The sequence below is a fragment of the Butyricicoccus pullicaecorum DSM 23266 genome (genome assembly GCF_900167005.1).
Taxonomy (GTDB): Bacteria; Bacillota; Clostridia; order Oscillospirales; family Butyricicoccaceae; genus Butyricicoccus; species Butyricicoccus pullicaecorum.
The window spans coordinates 370339-392842 of record NZ_FUXW01000003.1 but is presented as its reverse complement, the minus strand read 5'-3'; the positions used below and the strand labels follow the sequence as shown (position 1 = coordinate 392842).

General features: G+C 55.3%; 26 protein-coding genes. 18 read left to right on the top strand and 8 right to left on the bottom strand.

Annotated features, from left to right (window positions below; genetic code table 11):
- Positions 1 to 207 precede the first annotated feature (207 nt).
- Complete coding sequence (locus B5D52_RS16350) at positions 208 to 441, bottom strand: hypothetical protein (protein ID WP_040332874.1); 234 nt, start codon at positions 439 to 441, stop codon at positions 208 to 210.
- Positions 442 to 518: 77 nt separating this feature from the next.
- Positions 519 to 1736 carry a CapA family protein gene (locus B5D52_RS08830; RefSeq protein WP_016148381.1) on the bottom strand — a complete coding sequence of 406 codons (1218 nt, stop codon included), beginning with the start codon at positions 1734 to 1736 and terminating at the stop codon, positions 519 to 521.
- 172 nt (positions 1737 to 1908) lie between these two features.
- Here B5D52_RS08830 and B5D52_RS08825 point away from each other — a divergent pair, with 172 nt between their 5' ends.
- Positions 1909 to 2436 (top strand): HD domain-containing protein, encoded by a 528-nt coding sequence (locus B5D52_RS08825; protein ID WP_016148380.1) that lies wholly within the window; start codon positions 1909 to 1911, stop codon positions 2434 to 2436.
- 68 nt (positions 2437 to 2504) lie between these two features.
- On the opposite strand, the gene B5D52_RS08820 is transcribed toward B5D52_RS08825, so the two are convergent.
- The 3 genes from B5D52_RS08820 to B5D52_RS08810 are packed head-to-tail and all read right to left on the bottom strand — an operon-like array spanning position 2505 to position 4497.
- Positions 2505 to 2717: a hypothetical protein gene (locus B5D52_RS08820; RefSeq protein ID WP_016148379.1), complete on the bottom strand. Its 213-nt coding sequence runs from the start codon at positions 2715 to 2717 to the stop codon at positions 2505 to 2507.
- A 28-nt stretch (positions 2718 to 2745) separates the two neighbouring features.
- Complete coding sequence (locus B5D52_RS08815; protein WP_016148378.1) at positions 2746 to 3195, bottom strand: GNAT family N-acetyltransferase; 450 nt, start codon at positions 3193 to 3195, stop codon at positions 2746 to 2748.
- 36 nt (positions 3196 to 3231) lie between these two features.
- Positions 3232 to 4497, bottom strand: a complete 1266-nt coding sequence (locus B5D52_RS08810) for an O-acetylhomoserine aminocarboxypropyltransferase/cysteine synthase family protein (protein ID WP_016148377.1) — start codon at positions 4495 to 4497, stop codon at positions 3232 to 3234.
- Between the two features lie 141 nt (positions 4498 to 4638).
- Between B5D52_RS08810 and B5D52_RS08805 the strand changes: the two genes are divergently transcribed.
- From B5D52_RS08805 to B5D52_RS08770, 8 genes are all read left to right on the top strand, one after another.
- Entirely contained in the window at positions 4639 to 4851 is a 213-nt protein-coding gene (locus tag B5D52_RS08805; RefSeq protein ID WP_016148376.1) for a DUF896 domain-containing protein, read from the top strand.
- Positions 4848 to 6200 carry a CCA tRNA nucleotidyltransferase gene (locus B5D52_RS08800; protein ID WP_016148375.1) on the top strand — a complete coding sequence of 451 codons (1353 nt, stop codon included), beginning with the start codon at positions 4848 to 4850 and terminating at the stop codon, positions 6198 to 6200. The genes B5D52_RS08805 and B5D52_RS08800 overlap by 4 nt, the downstream gene beginning before the upstream one ends.
- Entirely contained in the window at positions 6193 to 6765 is a 573-nt protein-coding gene (locus tag B5D52_RS08795; protein ID WP_016148374.1) for an HD domain-containing protein, read from the top strand. The genes B5D52_RS08800 and B5D52_RS08795 overlap by 8 nt, the downstream gene beginning before the upstream one ends.
- A 19-nt stretch (positions 6766 to 6784) precedes the next feature.
- On the top strand, positions 6785 to 7192 hold the full coding sequence (locus B5D52_RS08790) for a secondary thiamine-phosphate synthase enzyme YjbQ (protein WP_016148373.1): 408 nt from the start codon (positions 6785 to 6787) through the stop codon (positions 7190 to 7192).
- A 183-nt stretch (positions 7193 to 7375) separates the two neighbouring features.
- A complete protein-coding gene (locus tag B5D52_RS08785) occupies positions 7376 to 8008 on the top strand; it encodes a CAP domain-containing protein (RefSeq protein WP_016148372.1) in 633 nt (210 codons plus the stop codon).
- 211 nt (positions 8009 to 8219) lie between these two features.
- Positions 8220 to 9290 (top strand): spermidine/putrescine ABC transporter ATP-binding protein, encoded by a 1071-nt coding sequence (potA, locus tag B5D52_RS08780; protein WP_016148371.1) that lies wholly within the window; start codon positions 8220 to 8222, stop codon positions 9288 to 9290.
- Positions 9287 to 10138: an ABC transporter permease gene (locus B5D52_RS08775; protein WP_016148370.1), complete on the top strand. Its 852-nt coding sequence runs from the start codon at positions 9287 to 9289 to the stop codon at positions 10136 to 10138. The genes potA and B5D52_RS08775 overlap by 4 nt, the downstream gene beginning before the upstream one ends.
- Positions 10138 to 11997, top strand: a complete 1860-nt coding sequence (locus B5D52_RS08770) for an extracellular solute-binding protein (RefSeq protein ID WP_016148369.1) — start codon at positions 10138 to 10140, stop codon at positions 11995 to 11997. The genes B5D52_RS08775 and B5D52_RS08770 overlap by 1 nt, the downstream gene beginning before the upstream one ends.
- A gap of 107 nt (positions 11998 to 12104) precedes the next feature.
- On the opposite strand, the gene B5D52_RS08765 is transcribed toward B5D52_RS08770, so the two are convergent.
- Positions 12105 to 12557, bottom strand: coding sequence for a MaoC family dehydratase (locus B5D52_RS08765; RefSeq protein ID WP_016148368.1), 453 nt, complete (start codon positions 12555 to 12557; stop codon positions 12105 to 12107).
- A 226-nt stretch (positions 12558 to 12783) separates the two neighbouring features.
- On the opposite strand from B5D52_RS08765, the gene B5D52_RS08760 reads away from it, so the two are divergent.
- Complete coding sequence (locus B5D52_RS08760) at positions 12784 to 13431, top strand: hypothetical protein (protein ID WP_016148367.1); 648 nt, start codon at positions 12784 to 12786, stop codon at positions 13429 to 13431.
- A 34-nt stretch (positions 13432 to 13465) separates the two neighbouring features.
- On the opposite strand, the gene B5D52_RS08755 is transcribed toward B5D52_RS08760, so the two are convergent.
- Both B5D52_RS08755 and gluQRS read right to left on the bottom strand, forming a co-directional pair.
- The gene (locus tag B5D52_RS08755) at positions 13466 to 13921 is read right to left on the bottom strand and encodes an Lrp/AsnC family transcriptional regulator (RefSeq protein WP_040332950.1); all 456 of its coding nucleotides are present in this window, start codon (positions 13919 to 13921) and stop codon (positions 13466 to 13468) included.
- Positions 13922 to 14005: 84 nt separating this feature from the next.
- Positions 14006 to 14950, bottom strand: coding sequence for a tRNA glutamyl-Q(34) synthetase GluQRS (gene gluQRS / locus B5D52_RS08750; RefSeq protein WP_016148365.1), 945 nt, complete (start codon positions 14948 to 14950; stop codon positions 14006 to 14008).
- A 101-nt stretch (positions 14951 to 15051) separates the two neighbouring features.
- Between gluQRS and B5D52_RS08745 the strand changes: the two genes are divergently transcribed.
- The 8 genes from B5D52_RS08745 (at position 15052) to B5D52_RS08710 (ending at position 22378) form a co-directional block, all read left to right on the top strand.
- Positions 15052 to 16278, top strand: a complete 1227-nt coding sequence (locus B5D52_RS08745; protein WP_016148364.1) for a glycoside hydrolase family 3 protein — start codon at positions 15052 to 15054, stop codon at positions 16276 to 16278.
- Positions 16275 to 16994: a DNA alkylation repair protein gene (locus tag B5D52_RS08740; protein WP_016148363.1), complete on the top strand. Its 720-nt coding sequence runs from the start codon at positions 16275 to 16277 to the stop codon at positions 16992 to 16994. The genes B5D52_RS08745 and B5D52_RS08740 overlap by 4 nt, the downstream gene beginning before the upstream one ends.
- 497 nt (positions 16995 to 17491) lie before the next feature.
- The gene (gene agaB / locus B5D52_RS08735) at positions 17492 to 17968 is read left to right on the top strand and encodes a PTS galactosamine transporter subunit IIB (RefSeq protein ID WP_016148362.1); all 477 of its coding nucleotides are present in this window, start codon (positions 17492 to 17494) and stop codon (positions 17966 to 17968) included.
- Positions 17969 to 18008: 40 nt separating this feature from the next.
- Positions 18009 to 18842, top strand: a complete 834-nt coding sequence (locus B5D52_RS08730) for a PTS mannose/fructose/sorbose/N-acetylgalactosamine transporter subunit IIC (RefSeq protein ID WP_016148361.1) — start codon at positions 18009 to 18011, stop codon at positions 18840 to 18842.
- Positions 18832 to 19833, top strand: a complete 1002-nt coding sequence (locus tag B5D52_RS08725) for a PTS system mannose/fructose/sorbose family transporter subunit IID (protein WP_016148360.1) — start codon at positions 18832 to 18834, stop codon at positions 19831 to 19833. The genes B5D52_RS08730 and B5D52_RS08725 overlap by 11 nt, the downstream gene beginning before the upstream one ends.
- Positions 19834 to 19973: 140 nt before the next feature.
- Positions 19974 to 20636 (top strand): hypothetical protein, encoded by a 663-nt coding sequence (locus B5D52_RS08720; RefSeq protein WP_016148359.1) that lies wholly within the window; start codon positions 19974 to 19976, stop codon positions 20634 to 20636.
- 39 nt (positions 20637 to 20675) lie between these two features.
- The gene (locus B5D52_RS08715) at positions 20676 to 21104 is read left to right on the top strand and encodes a PTS sugar transporter subunit IIA (RefSeq protein ID WP_016148358.1); all 429 of its coding nucleotides are present in this window, start codon (positions 20676 to 20678) and stop codon (positions 21102 to 21104) included.
- A 92-nt stretch (positions 21105 to 21196) separates the two neighbouring features.
- Positions 21197 to 22378, top strand: coding sequence for an SIS domain-containing protein (locus B5D52_RS08710; RefSeq protein WP_016148357.1), 1182 nt, complete (start codon positions 21197 to 21199; stop codon positions 22376 to 22378).
- Positions 22379 to 22504 lie beyond the last annotated feature (126 nt).

Below are 22504 nucleotides of genomic sequence, written 5' to 3'. Positions count from 1 at the left end.
CGAGACCGACTATTTTGCATAAAAGGGAGAAGTGTGCACAGAGAATGCACAGAAAAAAAGCAGAATAGACAAAAATATGGGAATGAGGTCGTAAGAATTGACTATTGCGGGAAGAACGCCCGGGGCGTTATAATGGAAGACGAGGAAAGCAAATCCCCCTTGATTTGTAACTCATGGTTCCCATATTCCCAATGTTCTTTTTACTTCTCATACCTTGATTTTGTCAGCGCCCCGAATGAGCCTCCCTCCCGTTCGGGGTGCTGGCATGTCCGGACATAAAAAGCGCAGCTTGTACAGCTGCGCTTTGTTTATGTCGTCGAAAAACTGCGGTTTTTCGACGAGCAGGCGTCCGCCGCGCAAAGCGCTTTGGACGAAGAATGTCCAGAACCGCGCATAAATGAGCGATTCTGGACATTTTGCTGTGTAAAAAGTCACGCACATGTCGCGACTTTTTACTGGATTTCATACGCGCCACGGGCGCGGGAGACTTTTCCGACAAAATGAGCCTTTGTTTGGCTTCAGGCTGCCTGATCGTATTCTGCACCCAGAATCTTGTGGCAGTCGGACACGCATTTTTGCAGTTTTTTCTCAGTCGAGGACGAGATATAGCTGCTGTCGCCCGAGGCGTATTCTTCAATGCCGCGGTGCGCATCGAGCAGGGTAAAGCGTTCACCGCCGACTTCCTGCTCACGGTCAAGCATGTACAGCGGGACGTATCCGACCTTGGTAACATCGGTCACGCCAGTATTGGGATTCTTGGTCAGCTCCAGATTGAGCACGACGGTCGTGTCGGTGTACTCATCATTCTGCGAGGAAATAAAGTTGCCCAGCGACCAACAAACAAACCCTGTGTGTGTCGTGCCATCCCGGTCGGTCAGGGTGCGGGTCTCCATCGGCTGCAAGACGTGCGGGTGACTGCCCAAAATGACGTCGGCGCCGTGGTCAAAGAGAAAGTCTGCAATCTCTTCCTGATGCTCATTCTGCGTGGTCTGATATTCCACGCCCCAGTGTACAATCACTGCGATGAGGTCAGGGGACTGTGCCTCGGCTGTGGCCAGATCGTCGGCAATGCGCGCGGTATCCAGCACCTGTGCATCACTCATGTAGTCGGTGTGCAGAATATTGACCGTATCCGGATGAGACTTACTCACCGGAATGCCATTGGTGCCGTAAGTATACGACAGGAACGCGACCTTGATACCACCCACATCGGCAACATGGACACCGTTCTGCGCGGCACGCTCCTCGGCAGAGCGATAGGTGCCGACGTGCGCAAGTCCAAGGTTGTCCAGCACGTCCAGCGTGCGCACCATGCCGTCGTATCCGCGATCCAGACAGTGATTGTTTGCCGTGCTGACCAGATCGAACCCCGCGTCTTTGAGCGCGTCTCCGAGCGCGTCCGGTGTGTTGAACGCCGGGAAGCCCGAGTAATCCGGGCCGCCGGCAAAGGTAGTCTCCAGATTGACCACCGCATAGTCGGCCTGTTCGATCCAGGGCTTGGCGAAACGGATCATCGGCTTGTAGTCATAAGCACCGGCCTGGCTGTCATAGGCATCTCTTGTCTGGGGCATGTGGCTCATCGCGTCGCCGCACACAGCCAAGGTGGAGACGATATTGGGCTGCACGACCGGCTCGGCTGCTTCGGGTGGTTCGGACGCATCCGCTTGGGTGGATGGCGCAGAGCCGCAGCCTGTCAGCAGTAGAAGCAGCGCGAGCGCCAGCAATCTTTTCTTCATAACCGAACTCCTTTATACATGGCGAAAATGGTCGGATAATGGTTTTTCTTATTATAGCATACCCCTCAGGGCAGTAGAATAAAAAATTTGTGAAATTCCGACCGAAACGCTTGCGAATTTTGGGAAAATCGCATACAATGAAACTAGAAGAAACGGAGAGGAGGCGCTTCCAATGGGTCTTTCATTTGAAGCCGTGACGGCGGACATTCTGACGCACCCCTTATTTGAGGAAACTCGGCAGTTTGTGCATCACGGTGTAGAAAATTCGGTTTACGAGCACTCAGTTGCGGTTGCGCGTATGGCGTTCCGCATGACGTGTGCGATGGACTGGAGCGAAGAAGACATCATTTCGGTCACGCGTGCGGCGTTGCTGCATGATTTCTTTGGCTATGACTGGCATGACGAGTGGTTTAAGCGCTTTCTGAGCCATTACCGCGGCATTCATCGCTTGACCCACATGCACGGTTTTGTACACGGTGTGCTGGCCGCAAAGCGTGCGTCGCGCTATTTTGCCCTGACCGATCGCCAGCGCGATGCCATTGCAACCCACATGTTCCCGCTGACGCCGCGTATGCCGCAGTCCAAGGAGGGCTGGGTGGTGACCGCCGCTGACAAGGTGGTCGCAGCACGGGAGATGACCCAGTGCGTATTCCGTGCGGCTGCCCGCACGCTGCGCCGCGCACAGCCCGATGGTGTTTGAACGATCACCGCACATTTTGGTATGAAAAAAGCCGCCCGAACGGGCGGCTTTTGTTGTTTTGCAGGACGTCAGAGACGACCGAAGATGGGCTGGAACCAGCCGAAGGCCGAGGGGCCGGTCTGCTGCGCGATGAGCATGAGCATCAGACACAGCAGGATGGCCGCAGTGATCGCGGACAGCTTGGAGTAGGAAGGCTCGCGGCGTACCGAGACCAGACAGCGGACAATTACGCCGACGGATGCGGCCAGTGCGAAGGTGAGCAGACAGTAGAGTAAAAACATCGCAGTCCCTCCTTGCATGGGCGTGCGTTCAGACCTTGCGATCCATCGTCATCTGACGATACGGCAGATCTTCAAAGCCCAGTGCGCGATACAGCGCAGCGGCACGCGGGTTTTCATCGGTCACTTCCAGACGCAGACGTGCGGCGTCTTTGTATTTTTCCTGCACGGCAGCGATGAGGGCGCGGCCAACGCCTTTGGAGCGCTGACTCTCGTCCACCATCAGCTCGTCCAGCCAGACGCACAGACCACCGGCCTCATTCGACCAGGTCAGTGCGAGCAGGCAGTAGGCCACCGGCCGACCGGTATCGTCCTCTGCGATCAGACAGTCGGCGTAGGGCGAGCCCTGCAGGAGCAGTTCAAAGGTGCGCACAGCATTTTGCGCGGGAATTTCGTGACAGACGGCGGGGGAATGATAGAACGCGTGGATGGACGAGCAGAAAAAGTCGCGGTCATCCGCGCGGATGGAACGGATTTGCAAGAAAACACCTCCGGTTAGGCGATCGGATGTGATCGCTTAGAGCTGGGCGAGTGCCTGATCGAGGTCGGCAATGATGTCCTCGACGTTCTCCAGACCGACAGACAGACGTACCAGACCGGGCTCGATGCCGGCAGCAACCAGCTGCTCGTCGGTGAGCTGGCGATGGGTCTCGGATGCCGGGTGCAGCACGCAGGTGCGGATGTCGGCAACGTGTACCTCGTTGGAAGCAAGCTTCAGGCTGTCCATGAACTTCATAGCGGTTTCACGGCCGCCCTTGATGTCGATGGACATAACGCCCGAGGTGCCGAGCGGCAGATACTTCTGTGCACGAGCATGGTGCGGGTCGCTCTCCAGACCGGGGTAGCGTACGTGTGCAATCTTGTCCGAAGCTTCCAGATGCTTGGCCACCGTGATGGCGTTCTGGCAGTAGCGCTGCATACGAACGGGCAGGGTCTCCAGACCCAGGTTGAGCAGGAATGCAGAGTGTGCTGCCGGATAGCAGCCAAAGTCACGCATCAGCTGCATGCGTGCCTTGATGATGTATGCCATGTTGCCGAACTCGCGGGTGTAGACAACGCCGTGGTAGCTCTCGTCGGGCTCGGTGAAGTCCGGGAACTTGCCGGAGGCTGCCCAGTCGAACTTACCGCCGTCGACGATGACACCGCCGCCCTGTACGGCATGACCGTCCATGTACTTGGTGGTCGAGTGAATGACGATATCCGCACCGAACTCGATCGGACGGCACAGATAGGGAGTTGCAAAGGTGTTGTCGATGATGAGCGGTACACCGTTCTTATGTGCGATGTTGGACCACTTCTCGATGTCGAATACGGTCAGTGCCGGGTTTGCCAGCGTCTCACCGAATACTGCCTTGGTGTTGGGCTTGAACAGCTTCTGTACCTCGGCCTCGTCTGCCTCAGCATCGGCCCAGATGCACTCGATGCCCAGCTTCTTGAGCGTAACACCGAACAGGTTGATGGTGCCGCCGTAGATGGTGGACGCTGCGATGAAGCTGTCGCCAGCCGAGCAAAGGTTTAAGATAGACAGCAGGGAAGCGGCCTGACCGGACGAGGTCAGCATCGCGCCGACGCCGCCCTCGAGTGCTGCGATCTTCTTTTCAACCGCGTCACAGGTCGGGTTTGCAAAGCGAGAGTACATAAACTCGGTGGGCATATCGAACAGACCGGCAATGTGTGCGGTCGAGTCGAAGCGGTAGGTCGTGGACTGCACGATGGGCAGAGCGCTGGGGCCGCCGTTTTCCGGCTTGTAGCCCTCATGCAGGCATTGGGTTTCAATTTTCATGCGTGAATCCCTCCAGAACGTAGAATCGTGAATCTTGTTTTATTGTATCATGCACCGAATCCACGGTCAAGGAGATAGACAGGGGCAAACCAGCCTGATATAATAGAAAAAAACAAAACAGAACAAAGGAGGCATACTCCCATGACAAACGAACAGATCGAACGCATCAATGAACTGGCGCGTAAATCCAAGGCCGAGGGACTGACCCCGGAGGAACAGAAAGAACAGAAGGAGCTGCGTGAGGCGTACATTGAAGGCTTCCGCCGCAGCCTCAAAGCCCAGCTTGACAACACGGTTGTACTCAATCCCGACGGCACTTCCTACCGCCTCAAGCAGAAGGAGAAAGGGAATTGACCGGTTTTTCCGGAAAGATCGACTTGCCCGCACCTGTGCGCGAGGCCATTGCCTGTCTGGAAGCCCACGGACATACAGCCTGGGCGGTCGGCGGCGGCGTGCGCGACAGCCTGCGCGGTGTCACACCGCACGACTGGGATCTCACCACTTCAGCCCTGCCCGACGAGACAAGCGCGGCGCTTGCCGCCTATGAGGTGCATCCGACCGGACTGAGGCACGGCACGGTAACAGCCAAGATTGACGGTATGGCACTCGAAATCACCACTTACCGCACCGAAAAGGGTTACACCGACGGACGGCATCCAGACAAGGTCGATTTTGTCGCAAACATCGAGGACGATCTTCTGCGGCGGGACTTTACGGTTAATGCCATGGCGTACCACCCGGAGCGCGGCCTGTGTGACCCCTTCGGCGGACAGAGCGACCTTCAAAACGGTCTCATCCGTGCAGTCGGTGACCCGGACGCGCGATTTACCGAGGATGCGCTGCGTATTTTGCGCGGCGTGCGCTTTGTATCCAAGACCGGGTTTGCCATCGAGCGACAGACCGGCTACGCCATGCGCCGTCAGCTTGCACGACTGGAAGCAATCGCACACGAGCGGGTGCTGGAGGAGCTGACCGGCATCCTGACCGGACCGTACGCCGGACGCGCGCTGCGCAGCTGCGCGGACATTGTGGCTGCCGTTCTGCCCGAGATTACGCCCATGTTTGGCCTGTGTCAGCACAATCCGCACCATCGATATGATGTATGGGAACATACCGTCCGTGCAGTCGAGGCCATCCCGGCTGACCCGGTTCTGCGCTGGGTCATGCTGCTGCACGACAGCGGCAAGCCGCACGCCTATACCATTGATGCGGACGGCGTGGGACACTTCAAGGGTCACCCGCATATCAGCCGGGACTTGGCCGAGCGGGCGCTGACCCGCCTGCGGGCATCCAATGCTCTGCGTGAGCAGGTATGCGCGCTGGTCGAACTGCACGACTATCCGCTGGGGCAGGAAGAGAAGATCGTCCGCCGCCGTCTGGCACGATTGGGCGAGGCGGATGTGCGCCGCCTGCTCGCCATCAAGAAAGCCGACTGCACCGGACAGGATACCTTTTCCATCCATCTGGCCGAATTGCAGACCACCGAGCGGCTGGTCAATGCCGTGTGCGCGGCGGGCGCGTGCCTGAGCCTGCGTGATCTGGCGATCGACGGACATACCGTCCGTGCGCTGGGCTTTACCGGCCCGGATATCGGACGGGTGCTACGCCGCCTGCTTGCAGCGGTCGTCGATCAGACCGTCCCAAATCAACCCGACACCCTGTGCGCGCTGGCCGCACGCTGGAAGGAGAACGAGCATGTCTGACAAGAAAGAAGAATTTTTGGAGCTGTTCCGGCAGAACGTGACCCGTCGGGGTGCAGATAAGCTGCTGGAATGGCTGGAATCGACCGATTTTTTCACCGCACCTGCATCCACCCGCTTTCACGCGGCCTACGAGGGCGGTCTGCTCGAACATAGCCTGAATGTATACCATGTCATGATGGATAAACATTATGACCCCGAGACCGACAACCTGGAGAGCTGCACGATCTGCACGCTGCTGCACGACCTGTGCAAGGCCGGGTTCTACGATGTCGAGTACCGCAACCGCAAGAATGACGCGGGCGTGTGGGAAAAAGTACCGGTCTACGTGGTCAATGACCGTTTTCCCTATGGTCACGGCGAAAAGTCGGTCTTTTTGATCGAACGCTTTATGAAGCTCAAAAACGAGGAGGCAGTCGCCATTCGCTGGCACATGGGCGGCTTTGACGATTCGGCACGCGCCGGTTCCTTCGCTATCGCGAACGCCTACGAGCGCTATCCGCTCGCCGTCAAGCTGCACCTGTCCGACCTGGAAGCGACCTATCTGCACGAAAACCGCAGCGAATGATAAAAAGGAGGTACGTTCCATGAAAACCCAGACCTTTACCCTGCATACCGACCGGCAAGGCTATTACAACATCACCGCCGCTGTCAAGAAATGTATCAGTGATTCCGGGGTGCGCTCGGGCCTGTGCGTGGTCTTCTGCCCGCACACGACCGCAGCCATCACCATCAACGAGAACGCAGACCCTGATGTGCGTCACGATCTGGTCATGGGCATGGACGGCGCGTTTCCCATCCGCAGCGGCTTCCAGCACGCGGAGGGCAACTCGGACGCGCACCTCAAGTGCATGACCGTGGGCGCAAGCGAGACCATCATCATCGAGGACGGCAAGGCCGTGCTGGGTACCTGGCAGGCAGTTTATTTTGCCGAGTTTGACGGCCCGCGCACGCGGCGCTATTACGTCAAGGTCATGTCTGACGACGCGGTATAAGCGGCAAAAGTTCCGCGAAAATCCCTTTAAAAGACTGGAAAGCAGGGGAATCCTTGGTGATTTCCCTGCTTTTTTGCATCATTTTACCCGTGTCACCGCACTTTTCCATTGCAAAAGCAGGTCATTTTCCCGTATGATGGAGCAGCCGAAGGGCAAAACCACAACATACGGAGGACATACCCCATGAAAAAGAAGATGTGTTTGACCGCAGCGGCACTGTTGTGCGCGTTTGCGGCTCCGGCCGCGCAGGCGGCAGCGGTCCCCCAGACGGCTACCGTACCCTCGCACTTTGAGACCGCTTGGGAGCAGCTGCTCGCACAGTACGGCATCACAAAACCGGGCAGCAGCTCAAACAACACTGGTAATCAGCCCGATAACAGCGGAAATGGCTCGAACAATATCGGAAATGGTTCGGGCAGCACCGGCGGTACAAGCACCAGTACCTCGTCTGCGGCACAGGCTGTGCTGGCCGAGGTCAATGCTGCTCGTGCGCAGAACGGCCTGTCTGCACTCACGCTGGACGCGAACATGAACCGCGCTGCCGCTGTGCGTGCTGCCGAGCTGGCGCAGAGCTTCTCGCACACCCGACCGAACGGTTCGCGCGGTCTGACGGCACTGAACGAGGCCGGTGTGAGCTACCGCACGGCGGGCGAGAACATCGCATCCGGTCAGCAGACCGCGCAGGCGGTCGTATCGGCGTGGATGAACTCGTCTGGTCACCGCGCGAACATCCTGTCGGCTTCGTTTGGACGAATGGGTGTCGGTCAGGCGACGATCGGTGGACGCACCTACTGGGTGCAGCTGTTCGCCGACTAAGCAGGCCGAAAAAAGCACCTGCGCACACGCGAAAAAAAAGAAAAACAGGTGTATGGACGAGAAAAACAGAGAGAACGTCAGAAAATCATAAAAATAGCAAAGATACCGCGAAAAAACTTGTTTTTTCGCGGTTTTTATTGACTTTTGACGCAAATGATTATACTATAAAAGGTACGAGTAATTGTAATTTCAGATAGGGGGTGCATCGTGGTTGAGCAAACACTTGATCGACCTCGTAAACATCAAAAAAGAATTTGACGGCGAACCCATTCTTCGCGGAATCAATCTCTATATTCGGGATAAGGAATTTATTACGCTGCTCGGCCCTTCGGGCTGCGGCAAGACAACGACGCTGCGCATCATCGGCGGTTTTGAGACCCCGACTTCGGGCGATGTGCTCTTTGAGGGCAAGCGCCTCAACGACGTACCGCCGTATAAACGTGAGATCAATACGGTTTTCCAGCGCTATGCGCTCTTTCCGCACCTGAACGTTGCGGAAAATATCGCATTCGGTCTGCACATCCGCAAGATGCCGGCAGACGAGATCGCGCGCAAGGTCTCGCGCATGCTGGAGCTGGTCGGCCTCAAGGGCTTCGAGAACCGTGACGTGACCTCGCTGTCGGGCGGACAGCAGCAGCGCGTCGCGATTGCCCGCGCGTTGGTCATGGAGCCGCGTGTCCTGCTGCTCGACGAGCCGCTCGGCGCACTCGACCTCAAGCTGCGCAAGGAAATGCAGTTCGAGCTCAAGCGCATCCAGCAGTCGACCGGTATTACCTTTATCTATGTTACGCACGATCAGGAAGAAGCGCTCACCATGTCGGACACCATCGTGGTCATGAACCGCGGCCACATCCAGCAGATTGGCACCCCGACCGACATCTACAACGAGCCGGTCAACGCCTTTGTCGCGGACTTCATCGGTGAGTCCAACATCCTGCCGGGTACCATGCTCAAAGATCGTCTGGTGCGTTTCTGCACCCATGACTTTGTCTGCGTGGACGAGGGCTTTGGCGAGATGACGCCGGTTGATGTGGTTATCCGTCCGGAGGATCTCAAGATCACCCCGACCGAACAGGCACAGCTGACTGGTATTGTAGAGTCCATCGTGTTCAAGGGCGTGCACTACGAAATGATGGTGCGCACCGAGCACTTCACCTTTACTGTACATTCGACCCAGTGCGAGACGGTCGGCAAGGCCGTCGGCCTGTCGGTCGATCCGTTTGATATCCACATCATGCACAAGTCCGAACAGGAAGGCGGACAGATGGAGGAAAAACGTTGAAAAAGAACATGGCATATCCCTATGGGGTGTGGATGGTTGTTTTCATCGTGTGCCCCATCCTGCTGATCGTCCTGTACGCCTTTTCGGACAGTGCAGGCGGTTTTACGGTAGAAAACTTCGCCGGAATCGTCGAGTATTGGCCGATTTTCGTCCGCTCGTTCGTCCTGGCGCTCATCTCGACGGTCATCTGCCTGATTCTGGGCTATCCGCTGGCCTATATCATGTCCCGCCAGCCACCCCAGCGTCAGCAGCTCTACATGACGCTCATCATGCTGCCCATGTGGATGAACTTCCTGCTGCGCACCTACGCCTGGATGTCCATTCTGGAAAACAAGGGCTTTATCAATCAGTTTTTGAACCAGATTGGCCTGATTTCGTTCTTGCAGAACCATTTCGGCTACACGCTGGACTATATCCCGCTCATTAACACCTCGGGTGCGGTCGTTTTGGGTATGGTTTATAACTTCCTGCCCTTCATGGTACTGCCCATCTACACCGTGCTCATCAAGCTCGATCCCAAGATCATCGAGGCCGCGCAGGATCTGGGCGCACCCATGCGCATCGTATTCCAGCGCGTTATCTTCCCGCTGTCGCTGCCCGGTGTCATTTCGGGCATCACCATGGTCTTTGTGCCCTCGGTGTCCACCTTCGTCATCTCCAAGCTGCTCGGCGGCGGTAAGTACATGCTGATCGGTGACCTCATCGACCTCGAGTTCATGGGCAACGCCTACAATCCCCAGCTTGGCTCGGCCATTGCGCTCGTGATGATGGGACTCATTTTCCTGTGCATGTGGGTGATGAACAAGTTTGATGACGGTTCCTCTGAAGAAGGGGGGCTGATGCTGTGATGAAAAAGTTCATTGAGAAATTTTACATGGCCATCCTGTTCATCCTGCTGTACGCACCGATCTTCGTGCTCATGCTGTTCTCGTTTAACGACAGCAAGAGCCGCGTCTCCTGGCATGGCTTTACGCTCGATTGGTATGTACAGATGTTTCAAGATGAGCGCATCCTGCATTCGCTCTATGTGACCATCTTCGTCGCGGTCATCTCGGCCATCTTTGCTACCATCCTGGGTACCGCGGCCGCCATCGGCATTCAGAAGATGGGCCGCCGTACACGCGGTGTGTATCTGACCATCAACAATATTCCCATGTCGTCCTCGGATACCATCATGGGTGTATCGTTTATGCTGCTGTTCAGCTTTCTGGCCTTTGAAAAGGGGTATCTGACCCTGATTTTGGCGCATGTCACGTTCTGTATTCCCTATGTCGTGCTCAACGTCATGCCCAAGCTCAGACAGCTGGACAAAAACGCCTACGAAGCCGCGCTCGACCTCGGTGCAACCCCGCGTCAGGCGTTCTGGAAGGTCATTATCCCTGAGATCATGCCGGGTATCGTGACCGGTGCGATCATGGCTTTCACCATCTCGATCGACGACTTCGTGGTTTCGTACTTTACGGCGGGCAATACCAGCCAGCCGCTGTCGGTCGTCATCTACTCCATGGTGCGCCGCCGCATCAGTCCCAAGATCAACGCAGTGTCGACCATCCTGTTTGTATTCATCCTCATCCTGCTCATTGTCATTAACATCCGTCAGACCCGTGCACTCAACAAGAAGAAAAAGCTGACCGTGTACAAAAAGCGCAGCCATCCGATCGGCAAGTGCGTGCTGGCCGGTGTTGTGTGCATCTTCCTGATCGGTGGACCGCTGGCCGGCCTGATGGGCGGCAGCGCATCCGAGGGACAGATCGTCAACGTCTATAACTGGGGCGAGTACATGGACGAGTCCCTGCTCGAACAGTTTGAGGCCGAGACCGGATACAAGGTCGTGTATACGACCTTTGACTCCAACGAGAGCATGTACTCCCGTCTCAAGACCGAGAGCTATGACGTGGTGATCCCGTCCGACTACATGGTCGCACGCCTGATCAACGAGGGCATGGTGCAGCCGATCAACTATGATAATATCCCGAATTTCTCGCTCATCGACGAGAAATACACCCACCTTGCCTTTGACCCCGAACAGCAGTATTCGGTGCCTTACACTTGGGGCGTGGTCGGTATGATCTACAATACCAAGTACATCGACGAGGCCGATATTGGTTCGTGGGATCTGCTGTGGAATGAGAAGTACGCCGGAGAGGTTGCCATGTTTGACAACCCGCGTGATGCACTGGGCATTGCACTGAAGTATCTGGGATACAGCCAGAACACCGAGAACGCGGACGAGCTGCGCGAGGCGGCAGCGCTTATCACCAAGGGCAAGCAGACGACTTTCCAGGGACTGTTCATGGATCAGATTCTGGAAAAGCTGCCCAACGAGGAGCTGTACGCCGCACCGTATTACAACGGTGATGCGGTGACCATGATGGACGAGAACCCCGACCTTGCGTTCTATGTCCCCAAGGAGGGCACCAACCTCTTTGTCGACGCGATGTGCATCCCGACCAACGCCAAGAACGTCGAGGGCGCTGAGGCGTTTATCGACTTCATGTGCTCGACCGAAGCGGCAGCAGCAAACGCCGAATACATCGGCTATTCCAGCCCGCAGCGCGAGGTCTACGAGATGCAGCCCGAGGAGATCCAGAACGATCCGGTGCACTATCCGAGCGCCGAGGCCGTTGCAAACTCCGAGACCTTCTTAAACCTGTCCGATGAGACCAACAAGCTCTATACCGCCCTGTGGGCAGAGCTGCTCAAGTAAAAAACAGGCAGACCGCTGAGAGAATCATCCTCAGCGGTCTTTTTTTGCAAAAAAAAAGACCCGACCACGGGCAAAACCCGGGTCGGGGACAGTGGCTGGAAAGGGAATCAGTCCTCGTCGTCGTCCTGTACGATCTCAACCTCGTCCATCGAGATCATTTCGTGACAGACGCTGACAATGACAATTTCACCGTGCTGGTTGCGGCATTCGCCCTTGATGGTGCATACGTAAAATTCACCCTTGGTGCGCGCTTCAATGAGCTGGATGTTTGCCGTGATGGTGTCGTTATAGTAGACCGGCTTTAAGAACTTGGTGCTCTGATCGACAAAGATCGCACCCGGTCCGGGCAGAGACATGCCCATTGCGGTCGAGATAAAGCTGGCCGGAATATTGCCGTGCACGATGCGCTTGCCATAGCGCGTGTGCCGTGCAAACTCTGCATTCATGTGCAGACCGTTAAAATCACCTGTAATGCCTGCGAACGCGTAGACATCGCTCTCAGAAATGGTCTTGGAGAACGAGGCACGGTCGCCAATGTGGAACACTTTTTTTTCTGCCATGGGATCGCATCCTTTCCATTAGACAAGCAGCACGGACTGCCGTTTTTCTTATGTCCATTATACGACAGACCGGGGGAGACTGTAAAGCAAAATCGCGGTCGGAAATCCCGGATAACAGGCTGGAAAATTGCATTGATTTCTCTCTGGTAAAGTGATACAATGATAAAAATATCCATCCATCCTGGCACGCGTACACAACATGCAAGAAGAAATGGAGGGCAAAAAGATGAAAAAGATGGCAGTACTGTTTTTGACCATGTGTTTGCTGCTCGCGCTGGGCGGCTGCGGTCAGACCGACACAGACCAGCAGGCCGAGGCCCAGACCCAAACGCAGACAGCTGAGGGCGAGGAGAGCGGCAAGCAGACGGCGACCGAGTACACCTTTGCGCTGGCCGACGGAGAGCAGAAGGACGTAAGTGACCTGATTTTTGAGCAGGATGTCACGGTCAGCGGAGAAAACGCACAGATTACCTTTGTGAATTGTGAATTTCAGGGCAATGTCATCAATACGGCAAGCGAGGGAACCCGTGTCATCCTCCAGGGTTCAACGGTGGAGGGACAGTGCGTATTCCAGAGCGATATGAAGGAAACGACGATGGAGTGGTCGTTCCCGAAGTTCCTGGTGGACGCGCCGGTGGACGCAGCCGCTGAGGACTGCATCGGCTCGGTCATTGCTTTCGGTGATTTTGAGATTACCTGGAACGGTCAGCCTTACAAGATGCAGGACGCGACGCTCTTTGTCGATCTGAGCAATGCAGACGCTGGTTTTGTGCCTTATGAGGGTCAGGAAGCCAATTATTTTTGTGTTGCACAGTGGTGGGAGAATGGAGAGCAGCAGGTACTGGTCGAATGCGAATACGACCCCAATCTATAAAAGAAAAAGCAGACACCAAATGGTGTCTGCTTTTTTAGTCCAGATGATCGGGCAGCATGGCGACCTCGTCCTTGATGGTCTTGAGGACAAAATGGGTCTTGGTAGCCGACACGCCCGGAATGCTCTTGATGGTACGGTGAATCTGCTCGAGGCTGGCCGACGAGTCGGTGATGATCTTGAGCAGGAAGTCAAACTCACCGGTCAGATAGTGGCACTCGGCAACGTTGGGATGACGGCGAATCATATCGACCAGATCATCATAGTATTTGGGGTGTTCCAGACTGACTTCCATCAGCGCGGTCAGGTCGTTTCCGACCTGCTTGGGGTCGATGAGTACGGTGTACTGTCGGATGATGCCAGCGGCCTCCATGCGTCGGATGCGTTCGATGACCGCTGAAACGGATAGATTCACTTTGTGGCTGATATCGGACGCCTTGCACCGCGCGTTCTCACGCAGGCAGCGCAGGATATCCAGATTGATGCGGTCGATCATAGGCTGTTGTCTCGCTTCCTTACAGAAATGTTATAGAACTATTATAGCACAGGCAGGGGATGGGTTCAATGATGCAAACGATCAGAAAATGCCCTCGGGCAGGCATAAATCGCCGTGCGGAACGCGATCCCAGGAGAAGAGCGGGATGAGCTCACGGGCAGAGATGGCTTCGGGACGGTCGATCAGACCGGCCGCGCAGGCCAGTGCACCGGTCAGCTGTTCGGGTGTAAAGCGTGTGCGCAGGATGCCGAGGTCAAGGTCGGCGTCGCGCTTGGACAGCCGTCGTCCGTCCACGTCGTTCAGCAGCGGCATGTGAATGAACTGCGGCGGGGTGAAGCCCAGCAGCTCATGCAGCCAGATCTGACGCGCGGTCGAGCCCAGCAAATCGCGTCCGCGCACGACTTCGGTGACACCTTCAAGGGCATCGTCGACTACGACGGCCAGCTGGTAGGCAAACACGCCGTCCGAGCGGCGAATGATGAAGTCACCGCACTCGGTAGGCAGGTGCTCGGTGCATTCGCCCTGCAAACCATCGGTAAAGGTAATCGTGCGGTCGGGGACGATCAGACGTGCCGCCGGTTTGCGGGTTTTGCGCTTTTGTGCAACCTCGTCCGGTGTCAAATTCCGGCAGGTGCCCGCATAGATGACACGACCGTCTGACAGGTGCGGGGCAGAGGCCGCGTGCAGGGCAGCACGCGAACAAAAACAGGGATAAATCAATCCCTTTTGCTCGAGCAGATCAAAATAGTGCTGGTAAATCTCGGTGCGCTCGCTCTGGTAGTAGGAGCCGTCCGGCCCGCCCTTGGAGCCGCCGGCATCCCAGTCAAGACCCAGCCAGGTGAGGTCGTCTTCGATGAGATCGGCATAGGAACGCGGGCAGCGATCGGGGTCTAAGTCCTCGATGCGCAGAACATACCCTCCATTTTGACTGCGGGCGGACAGCCAGGACAGCAGTGCACACAGCACGTTGCCCAGATGCATTCGACCGCTGGGCGAGGGCGCGAACCGCCCGACGAGTTGTTTCATGGTCAAGCTCCTTTGCGAAAATCTTTCATTATTATAACACAACATAGCCGGTTATGGTATAATAGAATCCGAAAAACAGCCATAAAAAGGAGGAAAAAGCAATGAAACGCAAGACTTCGCTGTTGTGTGCTTTGTTGCTGGCAATCGTCAGCATCGGGGCGTTTGTGTTTGTCTTTCCGGCAGGACAGTCGACCATGCCAGAAAAGCAGCCTGCGCAGGATACCGCGCAGACTCAGCCGGCCGAGCAGCCGGAATCGATCGAGCAGGAGACCGAACCGAACATCGAGTCCGCAGACGACACTGCGCCGCTGGGCACGCATCCGATGGATGGCATCATAGAGCAAATGACGCTCGAGCAAAAGGCTGCACAGATGTTTTGGGTGCGCTGTCCGGACACCGGTGCAGTCGAGTTGATCGAACAGTACAACCCGGCAGGATATGTACTCTTTGCACGCGATTTTGAGGACAAGACGCGCGACGCAGTCGCCCAGACTGTGCAGTCTTATCAGGATGCGGCAGACATTCCGCTGCTCATCGGAACCGATGAGGAAGGCGGTACGGTGGTACGTGCCAGCCGATTCAAGACGCTGCGCAGCTGGCCGTTTGAGTCTCCGCAGGAGGTTTATGCACAAGGCGGAATGGAAGGCATTGAGGCAGATACCGCTGAAAAAGACCGTTTTCTGCTGGAAATGGGCATCAACGTCAACCTTGCACCGGTGGCCGACGTGAGTACCAATGCAAATGATTTTATGTATGCGCGCACATTCGGCAAAAATGCTGCGGATACATCGGACTATGTGGGCGTGGTCGTGCGTACGATGAAACAGGACGGCATGGGCAGCGTGCTCAAGCACTTCCCGGGGTACGGGTCCAACGGTGACACGCACACGGCGCTCGTGACCGACACCCGACCGGCTTCCACCTTCCGGGAAAGCGATTTTCTGCCTTTCCAAGCAGGCATTCGGCAGGGTGCCGACGCTGTTCTGGTCAGCCATAACATTATTGAAGCCTTTGATGCGCACCATCCGGCCTCACTCAGTCTGACTATGCACCAGATTTTGCGCGAGGAGTTGGGCTTTGACGGCGTCATCGTAACTGATGACCTGTCTATGGAAGCGATCACGCAGACGGCAGGCAGTGGTGACGCAGCCGTGCAAGCTGTACAGGCGGGCAATGATTTGCTGCTTTCGAGTGCCTTTGTGACTCAGTATCAGGCTGTACTGGACGCGGTGAACGCGGGAACGATCGACGAGGACACGATCAACAGCGCGGTGCGTCGTGTCCTGCAATGGAAATCCGACCTTGGATTGCTGGAGGATGTAACATGATTAGACAAGTGAGTGCGGAACGGCTGCAGCAGGCGCAGGACACAGGATATCAGGCGTTTCAGAAGCGACTGATTCCGGGCAAGGAAAACATTCTGGGCGTGCGTATGCCGGTGCTGCGCAAGCTGGCACAGGAGATTGTGTGCGGCGACTGGCGGGCATGGCTGGACGATCCTGCGCCGGACGCGTGGTACGAGGAAACCATGATCCGGGGTATTGTGATCGCGACCGCTCCCATGGAGCAGTGTGAGCGGTTTGCACGCACGGCAGACTTTGTGCCGCGGATTGACAACTGGGCAGTGTGTGACGGTGTGTGCGCCTCATTTGACCTAACCGATCGTGCAGCTTGGTGGGACTTTATTCAGCCCTATTTGCACAGTATGGAGGAATTTCACGCACGATTTGGTGCAGTTATGGCGCTGGAGCTGTTTGAAGGACAGGACGATTTACAGCGCACGCTCGAGGCGCTTGCGGGCGTTCCGGCGCAGGGATATAACGCGCGGATGGGCGTGGCGTGGGCACTGTCCATGTGCGGCGTTCGCTTTCCCAAGCAGACGCTGGACTTTCTGGAACAGTCGGGTTTGGACACTTGGACGCACCGCAAAACGCTGCAAAAAATGCTGGAATCCAGGCGGTTAACTGGGGACTTTCGCGTGATAACGCAACAGAGCAGAAACAAACTGAAGAGCACAGAAAAGCCAAAAAGGCAAACCGGTTAAATTTGCGGTCGAGACCGTCTGGTATAAACAAGTTGAGGGGCTGTCCGTGCAAGATGGACAGTGTCCAAATTTCAGAAAAATAGCTGGAAAATGGAAAACAGAAAGGTTTGATAAAAATCTGACAAATAGATAAAAACCCTAGTAAAATTCGGTAAAACTTGCAAAAAATGCGGTAAAAAGTTCGATAAAAGAGCAAAAAACAGATTGAAAAGAGAACTCCAAAATATCACAATTTTGCGCAAAAGATTATCACAATTTGATAATTAGGTACAATTTTACGGTCTCATTTTTTAAAAATTTGTAAAATTATACAAATCAAAAGTGCAAAAGAACAGATGAAAAGTGCAACTAAATAAAAGAAACCTTCTGCTACAATAATTTGTGTAATGGAAAACGGTTCAGGCCCTGCTTCCCGGGATGAACGTCTTCAGAAAATTTGAAAGAGAGGGGAAACATTTTTTAGTCACACGCAAGTCTGCAAGAAAGGGGAAATATTTATGCCAGATATTGTATTGACAAGAATTGACAACCGTTTGATCCATGGTCAGGTTGCAACCCAGTGGTGCGGCGTCGTTGGCGCAAACCTGCTGCTCGTTGCAAACGATAAGGTTGCTGCGGATGAGTTCCGTCAGGGCCTGATGAACATGGCGGCTCCGGCTTATGCTCAGACCCGCTTCTTCACCATCGAAAAGACCATCAACATCATCCACAAGGCTTCTCCCAATCAGCACATCGCCATCATCTGCGAAACCCCGCAGGATGTCCTCAAGCTGGTTGAGGGCGGTGTACCGATCAAGAAAGTCAACATCGGCAACATGCACATGGCAGATGGGAAGCGCCAGGTTGCAACGTCTGTTGCGGTAGATGATGCCGACGTTGCTGCATTTAAGAAAATGCAGGATCTGGGTGTAGAGCTCGAAATCAAGCGAGTTCCGGACACCCCTGCAGAAAGTATTGATAAGCTGTTCAAGTAAACCTTTTGCTTGAACCAGGATGACCTGGAAAGGAGTACAAATGGAACACATTACCATAATCCAGGCGGTACTGGTCTTCGTGGTCGCGTTTATCATGGGTATTGACCAGTTCAGCTTCTTGGAGTCTCTTTATCAGCCGATCGTAACCTGCCCGATTATCGGTGCAATCCTCGGCAACTTTGAACTCGGTATCGTCGTCGGCGGCGCATACCAGCTGATTCAGATCGGCAGCATGCCGATCGGCGGCGCTCAGCCCCCCAACGCAATCCTGGGTGGTATTATGGCAACCGTATTCGCAGTCTCTCTGAACATGGAGGCAACTGCAGACGGTGTCGGTGCAGCGATGGGTCTTGCGATCCCGTTCGCAGTATTCGGCCAGTACGCAGTTACCCTGACCTTCACCATCATGTCCGGTATGATGGCTAAGGCTGACAAGTGCGCTGAGAATGCAGATGTCAAGGGCATCCGCAACATCAACTTCACCGAAATGGCTATCCTCGGCACCCTGTTCGGTCTGCTGGCAGTCGCTGGTCTGTACGGCGGCTCGGCACTGGGCGAGACGCTGAAGAACCTGTCCTACACTTACTCTTGGGTAATGGCTGGTCTGGATGCAGCAGGCGGCGCTATGAAGTTCGTCGGCTTCGCAATCCTGATGAAGGTCATGATGTCCAAGGAGATGTGGGGCTTCCTGCTGGCAGGCTTCGTTATGGCTCTGCTGTGCAGCGCCAATGCCTCCACGTCTGGCGCAACCCTGATCCTGTGTGCATTCGTAGGTATTGCAATTGCAATCTATGACTTCACCATCCACAGCAAGATCAAGGAGAACGCAGGCATGAGCGCAAGCAACATGGGAGGTGACTGTGATGGCATATAATATTCCTGAAAAGTACCAAGATCTGACCCCGGCGCCTCAGCTGGATAACAAGACCTTGAATAAGATGGTATGGATGTCTTGCTTCCTGCAGGCATCGTTCAACTACGAGAGAATGCAGGCCTGCGGCTGGCTGTGGGCAATGCTTCCCGGTCTGAAGAAGATCCACACCAACAAGGAAGACCTGAAGGCTTCCATGGCACATAACCTGGACTTCCTCAACACCCACCCGTTCCTGGTAACGTTTGTAATGGGTATCGTGCTCTCGCTCGAGCAGAACAAGACCGATACGCAGACCATCCGTTCCGTACGTATTTCGGCAGCTGGCCCGCTCGGCGGCATCGGCGATGCGCTGTTCTGGCTGACCCTGGTTCCGATCACCGCTGGTCTGACCGCTAACATGGCGATGGACGGCAGCATCATCGGCGCCATCATGTTCCTCGCGATATTCAATATCTTCCAGTTTGTGATCCGCTGGTGGCTGATGCACTGGTCTTACGGCCTGGGCACCAAGGCTGTCACCATGCTGACCTCCAACGCGAAGGAATTCACCCGTGCAGCTAGCATCCTGGGTGTATTCGTAGTCGGCGGTCTGATCGCAAACTATGGTAACACCACGCTGCGTATCTTCATCGGCAATCCTGCGATCAACCTGCAGGGCCTGCTCGACGGCATCCTGCCCAAGCTGCTGCCCCTGCTGATCACGCTGGGTATCTACGCTCTGATCAAGAAGGGCTGGACGCCTGTTAAGTGCATCCTGATGATCCTGGTTGTTGGTATCGTAGGCTGCGCATTCGGTATCTGGACTGGCGACTCCAAGGCTATGGACGCTGACGGCAACACCATTCTGGGCGGCTACAATCCGCTGGTTGAGTGGTATGAGTATCCCGCACCGGCTGCTCCGGAGAAGACCGGTCAGCAGGCTTGGGACGCTCTGAACCAGGTTGTTGTTGAACTCCAGGAGTCTGGCGTTACCGTAACCATGCCGGAATAATCCATTTCAAAACATAAGTTCTGCCAGTCACTTGACCGCAGAATCGATTGAAAACATGAAGGGGGGAAATGACAACTTTGCATTTCCCCTCTATGTTTTAGAAAACAGAAACAGGTGATTTTGTGAGCACAGTGACGGCGATGATTATTTTTCTCGCCTTCGTCGGCTACGTCGGCGTACAGGCGGTCAAAAATTTTCAGCTGAGAAATCTGAATATGAGTCTGCGCAAAAATGACGGCGAGACCGTCGAGCGGCTGACCAATATGGCCACGTCGCGCAGGATCCTGGGCGAGTACACCTGCGACCTGTACCAGCTGCGTGCACGGTACATGGGCGAGGATGCCGCGGCGTTTGAGGAAAAACTCAAGCAGATGATCGCGACAACGTACAAGAACCCGGCAGACAAAAAGAGCTTTCTCGAACAGTATTATCACACCTTCCTCATTCGGGGGAAGGGTACTTACGCGGCATGGCTGCTGGAAGGGATCCGGGCTGTGCGGGATGCGGCGTATGTAAAGTTCAGCGAACAGGCATATGCGGTCATGATCGACCACAGAACCGACCTGATCGATGAAATGATCGACGAGATCAATGGGAAACATTATTATGGCTTTGCGCTTGGCGTCATCCTGTTTATGGTGGCCAGGCAGTATGAAGCACTGGGCGATGACGAACATGCACTGATTTATTATCAGAACGCAAAGGTTTGCTTCCATCCCCAGGCCGTATATGTGCCCCTGCTCGAAAAGCAGATGAAGCAGCTCGAGGAGCGGACACAGACAGGGAAAACGGTACTGTCCTGATGACGGTATCTCGATAATGAAGATAGGAGAAGAAGAACAATGATCGGATTATTAGTAACTGGACACGCAAACTTTGGCTCGGGCATCACCAGCTCGGTCAACCTCATCGCAGGCGAGCAGGAAGATTACCGCTATGTTGATTTCCTGCCCACTTACAGCCTGGAAGATCTGTCCCGCGAGCTGAACAAGGCGCTCGACGATCTGAAGGACTGCGAGCACATCCTGGTATTTGCCGATCTGGTCGGCGGTACCCCGTTCCGCACCGCAGTTGAGGTCGGCTATCCGCGCGGCAACGTTACGGTTATCGGCGGCACCAATCTGCCCATGCTGCTCGAAGTCTCTATGACTCGTAAGTTTGAAGACGACGTCGAGGAGCTGGTTAAGACCGCACTGCAGACCGGCAGCGAGCAGGTACTCAAGTATGAGTTCCAGGCTGTTCAGCAGGAAGAGTGCGAAGACGGAATCTAAAAGATTCACTCAAACACGAAAATTCATACAGATTTTTTCAATGATCACAGCTTGCGGGTGAGACCACCCGCACAGGAAAAGGAGTAATAATCATGAAGACTGTATTTGGTATTGGCGAAGATAAGATGCAGGAAACCTCCTCGGTATTTACCCTGTCCGAGATTTATCAGCAGCCGGCAACCTGGGAGAAGACCTGCCGCCAGATCGCAGAGCATAAGGACGAGCTCAAGAAGTTCATCGATCAGGTTGTTACCTGCGAGGATTTCGATATCGTTTTGACCGGCGCAGGCACTAGTGAGTTCGTTGGCAATGCACTGTTCCCGCACCTGACTCGCCTGATGAACCATAAGGTAAAGTCCTACGGTACCACCGATATCGTTGCAACCCCCGAGGCCTACCTGTCCCGCACCAAGCCCACCCTGCTCATCAGCTTCGGCCGTTCGGGCAACTCTCCGGAGTCTGTCGGCGCAATCGATGCAGCAGAGGCTGTATGCGATCACGTATACCATCTGTTCGTTACCTGCAACAAGGACGGCGCTCTGTCCAAGCGTGCAGCAACGACCGATAACTGCTACGCAATCAATCTGACCGACGAGACCCATGACCAGAGCTTTGCAATGACTTCGAGCTTCTCGAACATGTATCTGGCAACCTACCTGTGCTTCCATCTGGACGAGCTGGACGAGACCATCGCAAAGGTTCGCACCACGATCGAGGCTGGCCAGTCCTTCCTGGATAACCAGTACGGCATCGCACAGAAGATCGTCGACGAGTACGACTTCAATCGCATCGTTTACCTGGGCAGCAACACCCTGAAGGGCACCTCTCAGGAGTCCGCTCTGAAGATGCTGGAGCTGACCGCCGGCGGCGTTGTTACCATGTATGACACTCCTCTGGGCTTCCGTCATGGTCCCAAGTCCATCATCAACGACGACACCATCACCGTTGTTTACCTGAGCGACGACCCGTACACCAGACAGTACGAAGTTGACCTCATCAAGGAGATGAGCGGCCAGCGCAAGGGCAACAAGATCGTTGCTGTTATGTCCAAGGCTGACGACGCTGTTGCAGCTCTGGTTGACTACACCGTTGTTTACGGTCTGGAAGGTGAGCACGAGAACGTTCTGCTCGGTCTGGATTACATCCTGTTTGCACAGACTCTGGCAGTGCTCAAGTCCCTGGCTATGGGCATCACCCCGGACAATCCGTGCCCGACCGGTGAGGTAAACCGCGTTGTTAAGGGTGTTACCCTGTATCCGTACACCCGCGCATAAGAATCAGAGAAAGAAAAAAGCATGGTTTGCCCGCAAAGGGCAAACCATGCCTGGTAACCGGGTGCAGCCAGCGGGGATTTTCCTGCGGTTGCACCGTGTTGCGTATCACAGCAGAAGGAGCAAAAC

What these genes read in the sequence shown, in the direction of transcription:
- B5D52_RS08760 (WP_016148367.1), top strand. Translation starts at nt 12,784, where the DNA reads ATGAAAAAGATGGCAGTACTGTTTTTGACCATGTGTTTGCTGCTCGCG.
- B5D52_RS16350 (WP_040332874.1), bottom strand. Translation starts at nt 441, where the DNA reads ATGTGCGTGACTTTTTACACAGCAAAATGTCCAGAATCGCTCATTTAT.
- B5D52_RS08805 (WP_016148376.1), top strand. Translation starts at nt 4,639, where the DNA reads ATGACAAACGAACAGATCGAACGCATCAATGAACTGGCGCGTAAATCC.
- B5D52_RS08720 (WP_016148359.1), top strand. Translation starts at nt 19,974, where the DNA reads ATGATTATTTTTCTCGCCTTCGTCGGCTACGTCGGCGTACAGGCGGTC.
- B5D52_RS08710 (WP_016148357.1), top strand. Translation starts at nt 21,197, where the DNA reads ATGAAGACTGTATTTGGTATTGGCGAAGATAAGATGCAGGAAACCTCC.
- B5D52_RS08715 (WP_016148358.1), top strand. Translation starts at nt 20,676, where the DNA reads ATGATCGGATTATTAGTAACTGGACACGCAAACTTTGGCTCGGGCATC.
- B5D52_RS08810 (WP_016148377.1), bottom strand. Translation starts at nt 4,497, where the DNA reads ATGAAAATTGAAACCCAATGCCTGCATGAGGGCTACAAGCCGGAAAAC.
- B5D52_RS08795 (WP_016148374.1), top strand. Translation starts at nt 6,193, where the DNA reads ATGTCTGACAAGAAAGAAGAATTTTTGGAGCTGTTCCGGCAGAACGTG.
- B5D52_RS08830 (WP_016148381.1), bottom strand. Translation starts at nt 1,736, where the DNA reads ATGAAGAAAAGATTGCTGGCGCTCGCGCTGCTTCTACTGCTGACAGGC.
- B5D52_RS08825 (WP_016148380.1), top strand. Translation starts at nt 1,909, where the DNA reads ATGGGTCTTTCATTTGAAGCCGTGACGGCGGACATTCTGACGCACCCC.
- B5D52_RS08785 (WP_016148372.1), top strand. Translation starts at nt 7,376, where the DNA reads ATGAAAAAGAAGATGTGTTTGACCGCAGCGGCACTGTTGTGCGCGTTT.
- B5D52_RS08770 (WP_016148369.1), top strand. Translation starts at nt 10,138, where the DNA reads ATGAAAAAGTTCATTGAGAAATTTTACATGGCCATCCTGTTCATCCTG.
- B5D52_RS08820 (WP_016148379.1), bottom strand. Translation starts at nt 2,717, where the DNA reads ATGTTTTTACTCTACTGTCTGCTCACCTTCGCACTGGCCGCATCCGTC.
- B5D52_RS08730 (WP_016148361.1), top strand. Translation starts at nt 18,009, where the DNA reads ATGGAACACATTACCATAATCCAGGCGGTACTGGTCTTCGTGGTCGCG.
- gluQRS (WP_016148365.1), bottom strand. Translation starts at nt 14,950, where the DNA reads ATGAAACAACTCGTCGGGCGGTTCGCGCCCTCGCCCAGCGGTCGAATG.
- B5D52_RS08740 (WP_016148363.1), top strand. Translation starts at nt 16,275, where the DNA reads ATGATTAGACAAGTGAGTGCGGAACGGCTGCAGCAGGCGCAGGACACA.
- B5D52_RS08765 (WP_016148368.1), bottom strand. Translation starts at nt 12,557, where the DNA reads ATGGCAGAAAAAAAAGTGTTCCACATTGGCGACCGTGCCTCGTTCTCC.
- B5D52_RS08725 (WP_016148360.1), top strand. Translation starts at nt 18,832, where the DNA reads ATGGCATATAATATTCCTGAAAAGTACCAAGATCTGACCCCGGCGCCT.
- agaB (WP_016148362.1), top strand. Translation starts at nt 17,492, where the DNA reads ATGCCAGATATTGTATTGACAAGAATTGACAACCGTTTGATCCATGGT.
- B5D52_RS08745 (WP_016148364.1), top strand. Translation starts at nt 15,052, where the DNA reads ATGAAACGCAAGACTTCGCTGTTGTGTGCTTTGTTGCTGGCAATCGTC.
- B5D52_RS08790 (WP_016148373.1), top strand. Translation starts at nt 6,785, where the DNA reads ATGAAAACCCAGACCTTTACCCTGCATACCGACCGGCAAGGCTATTAC.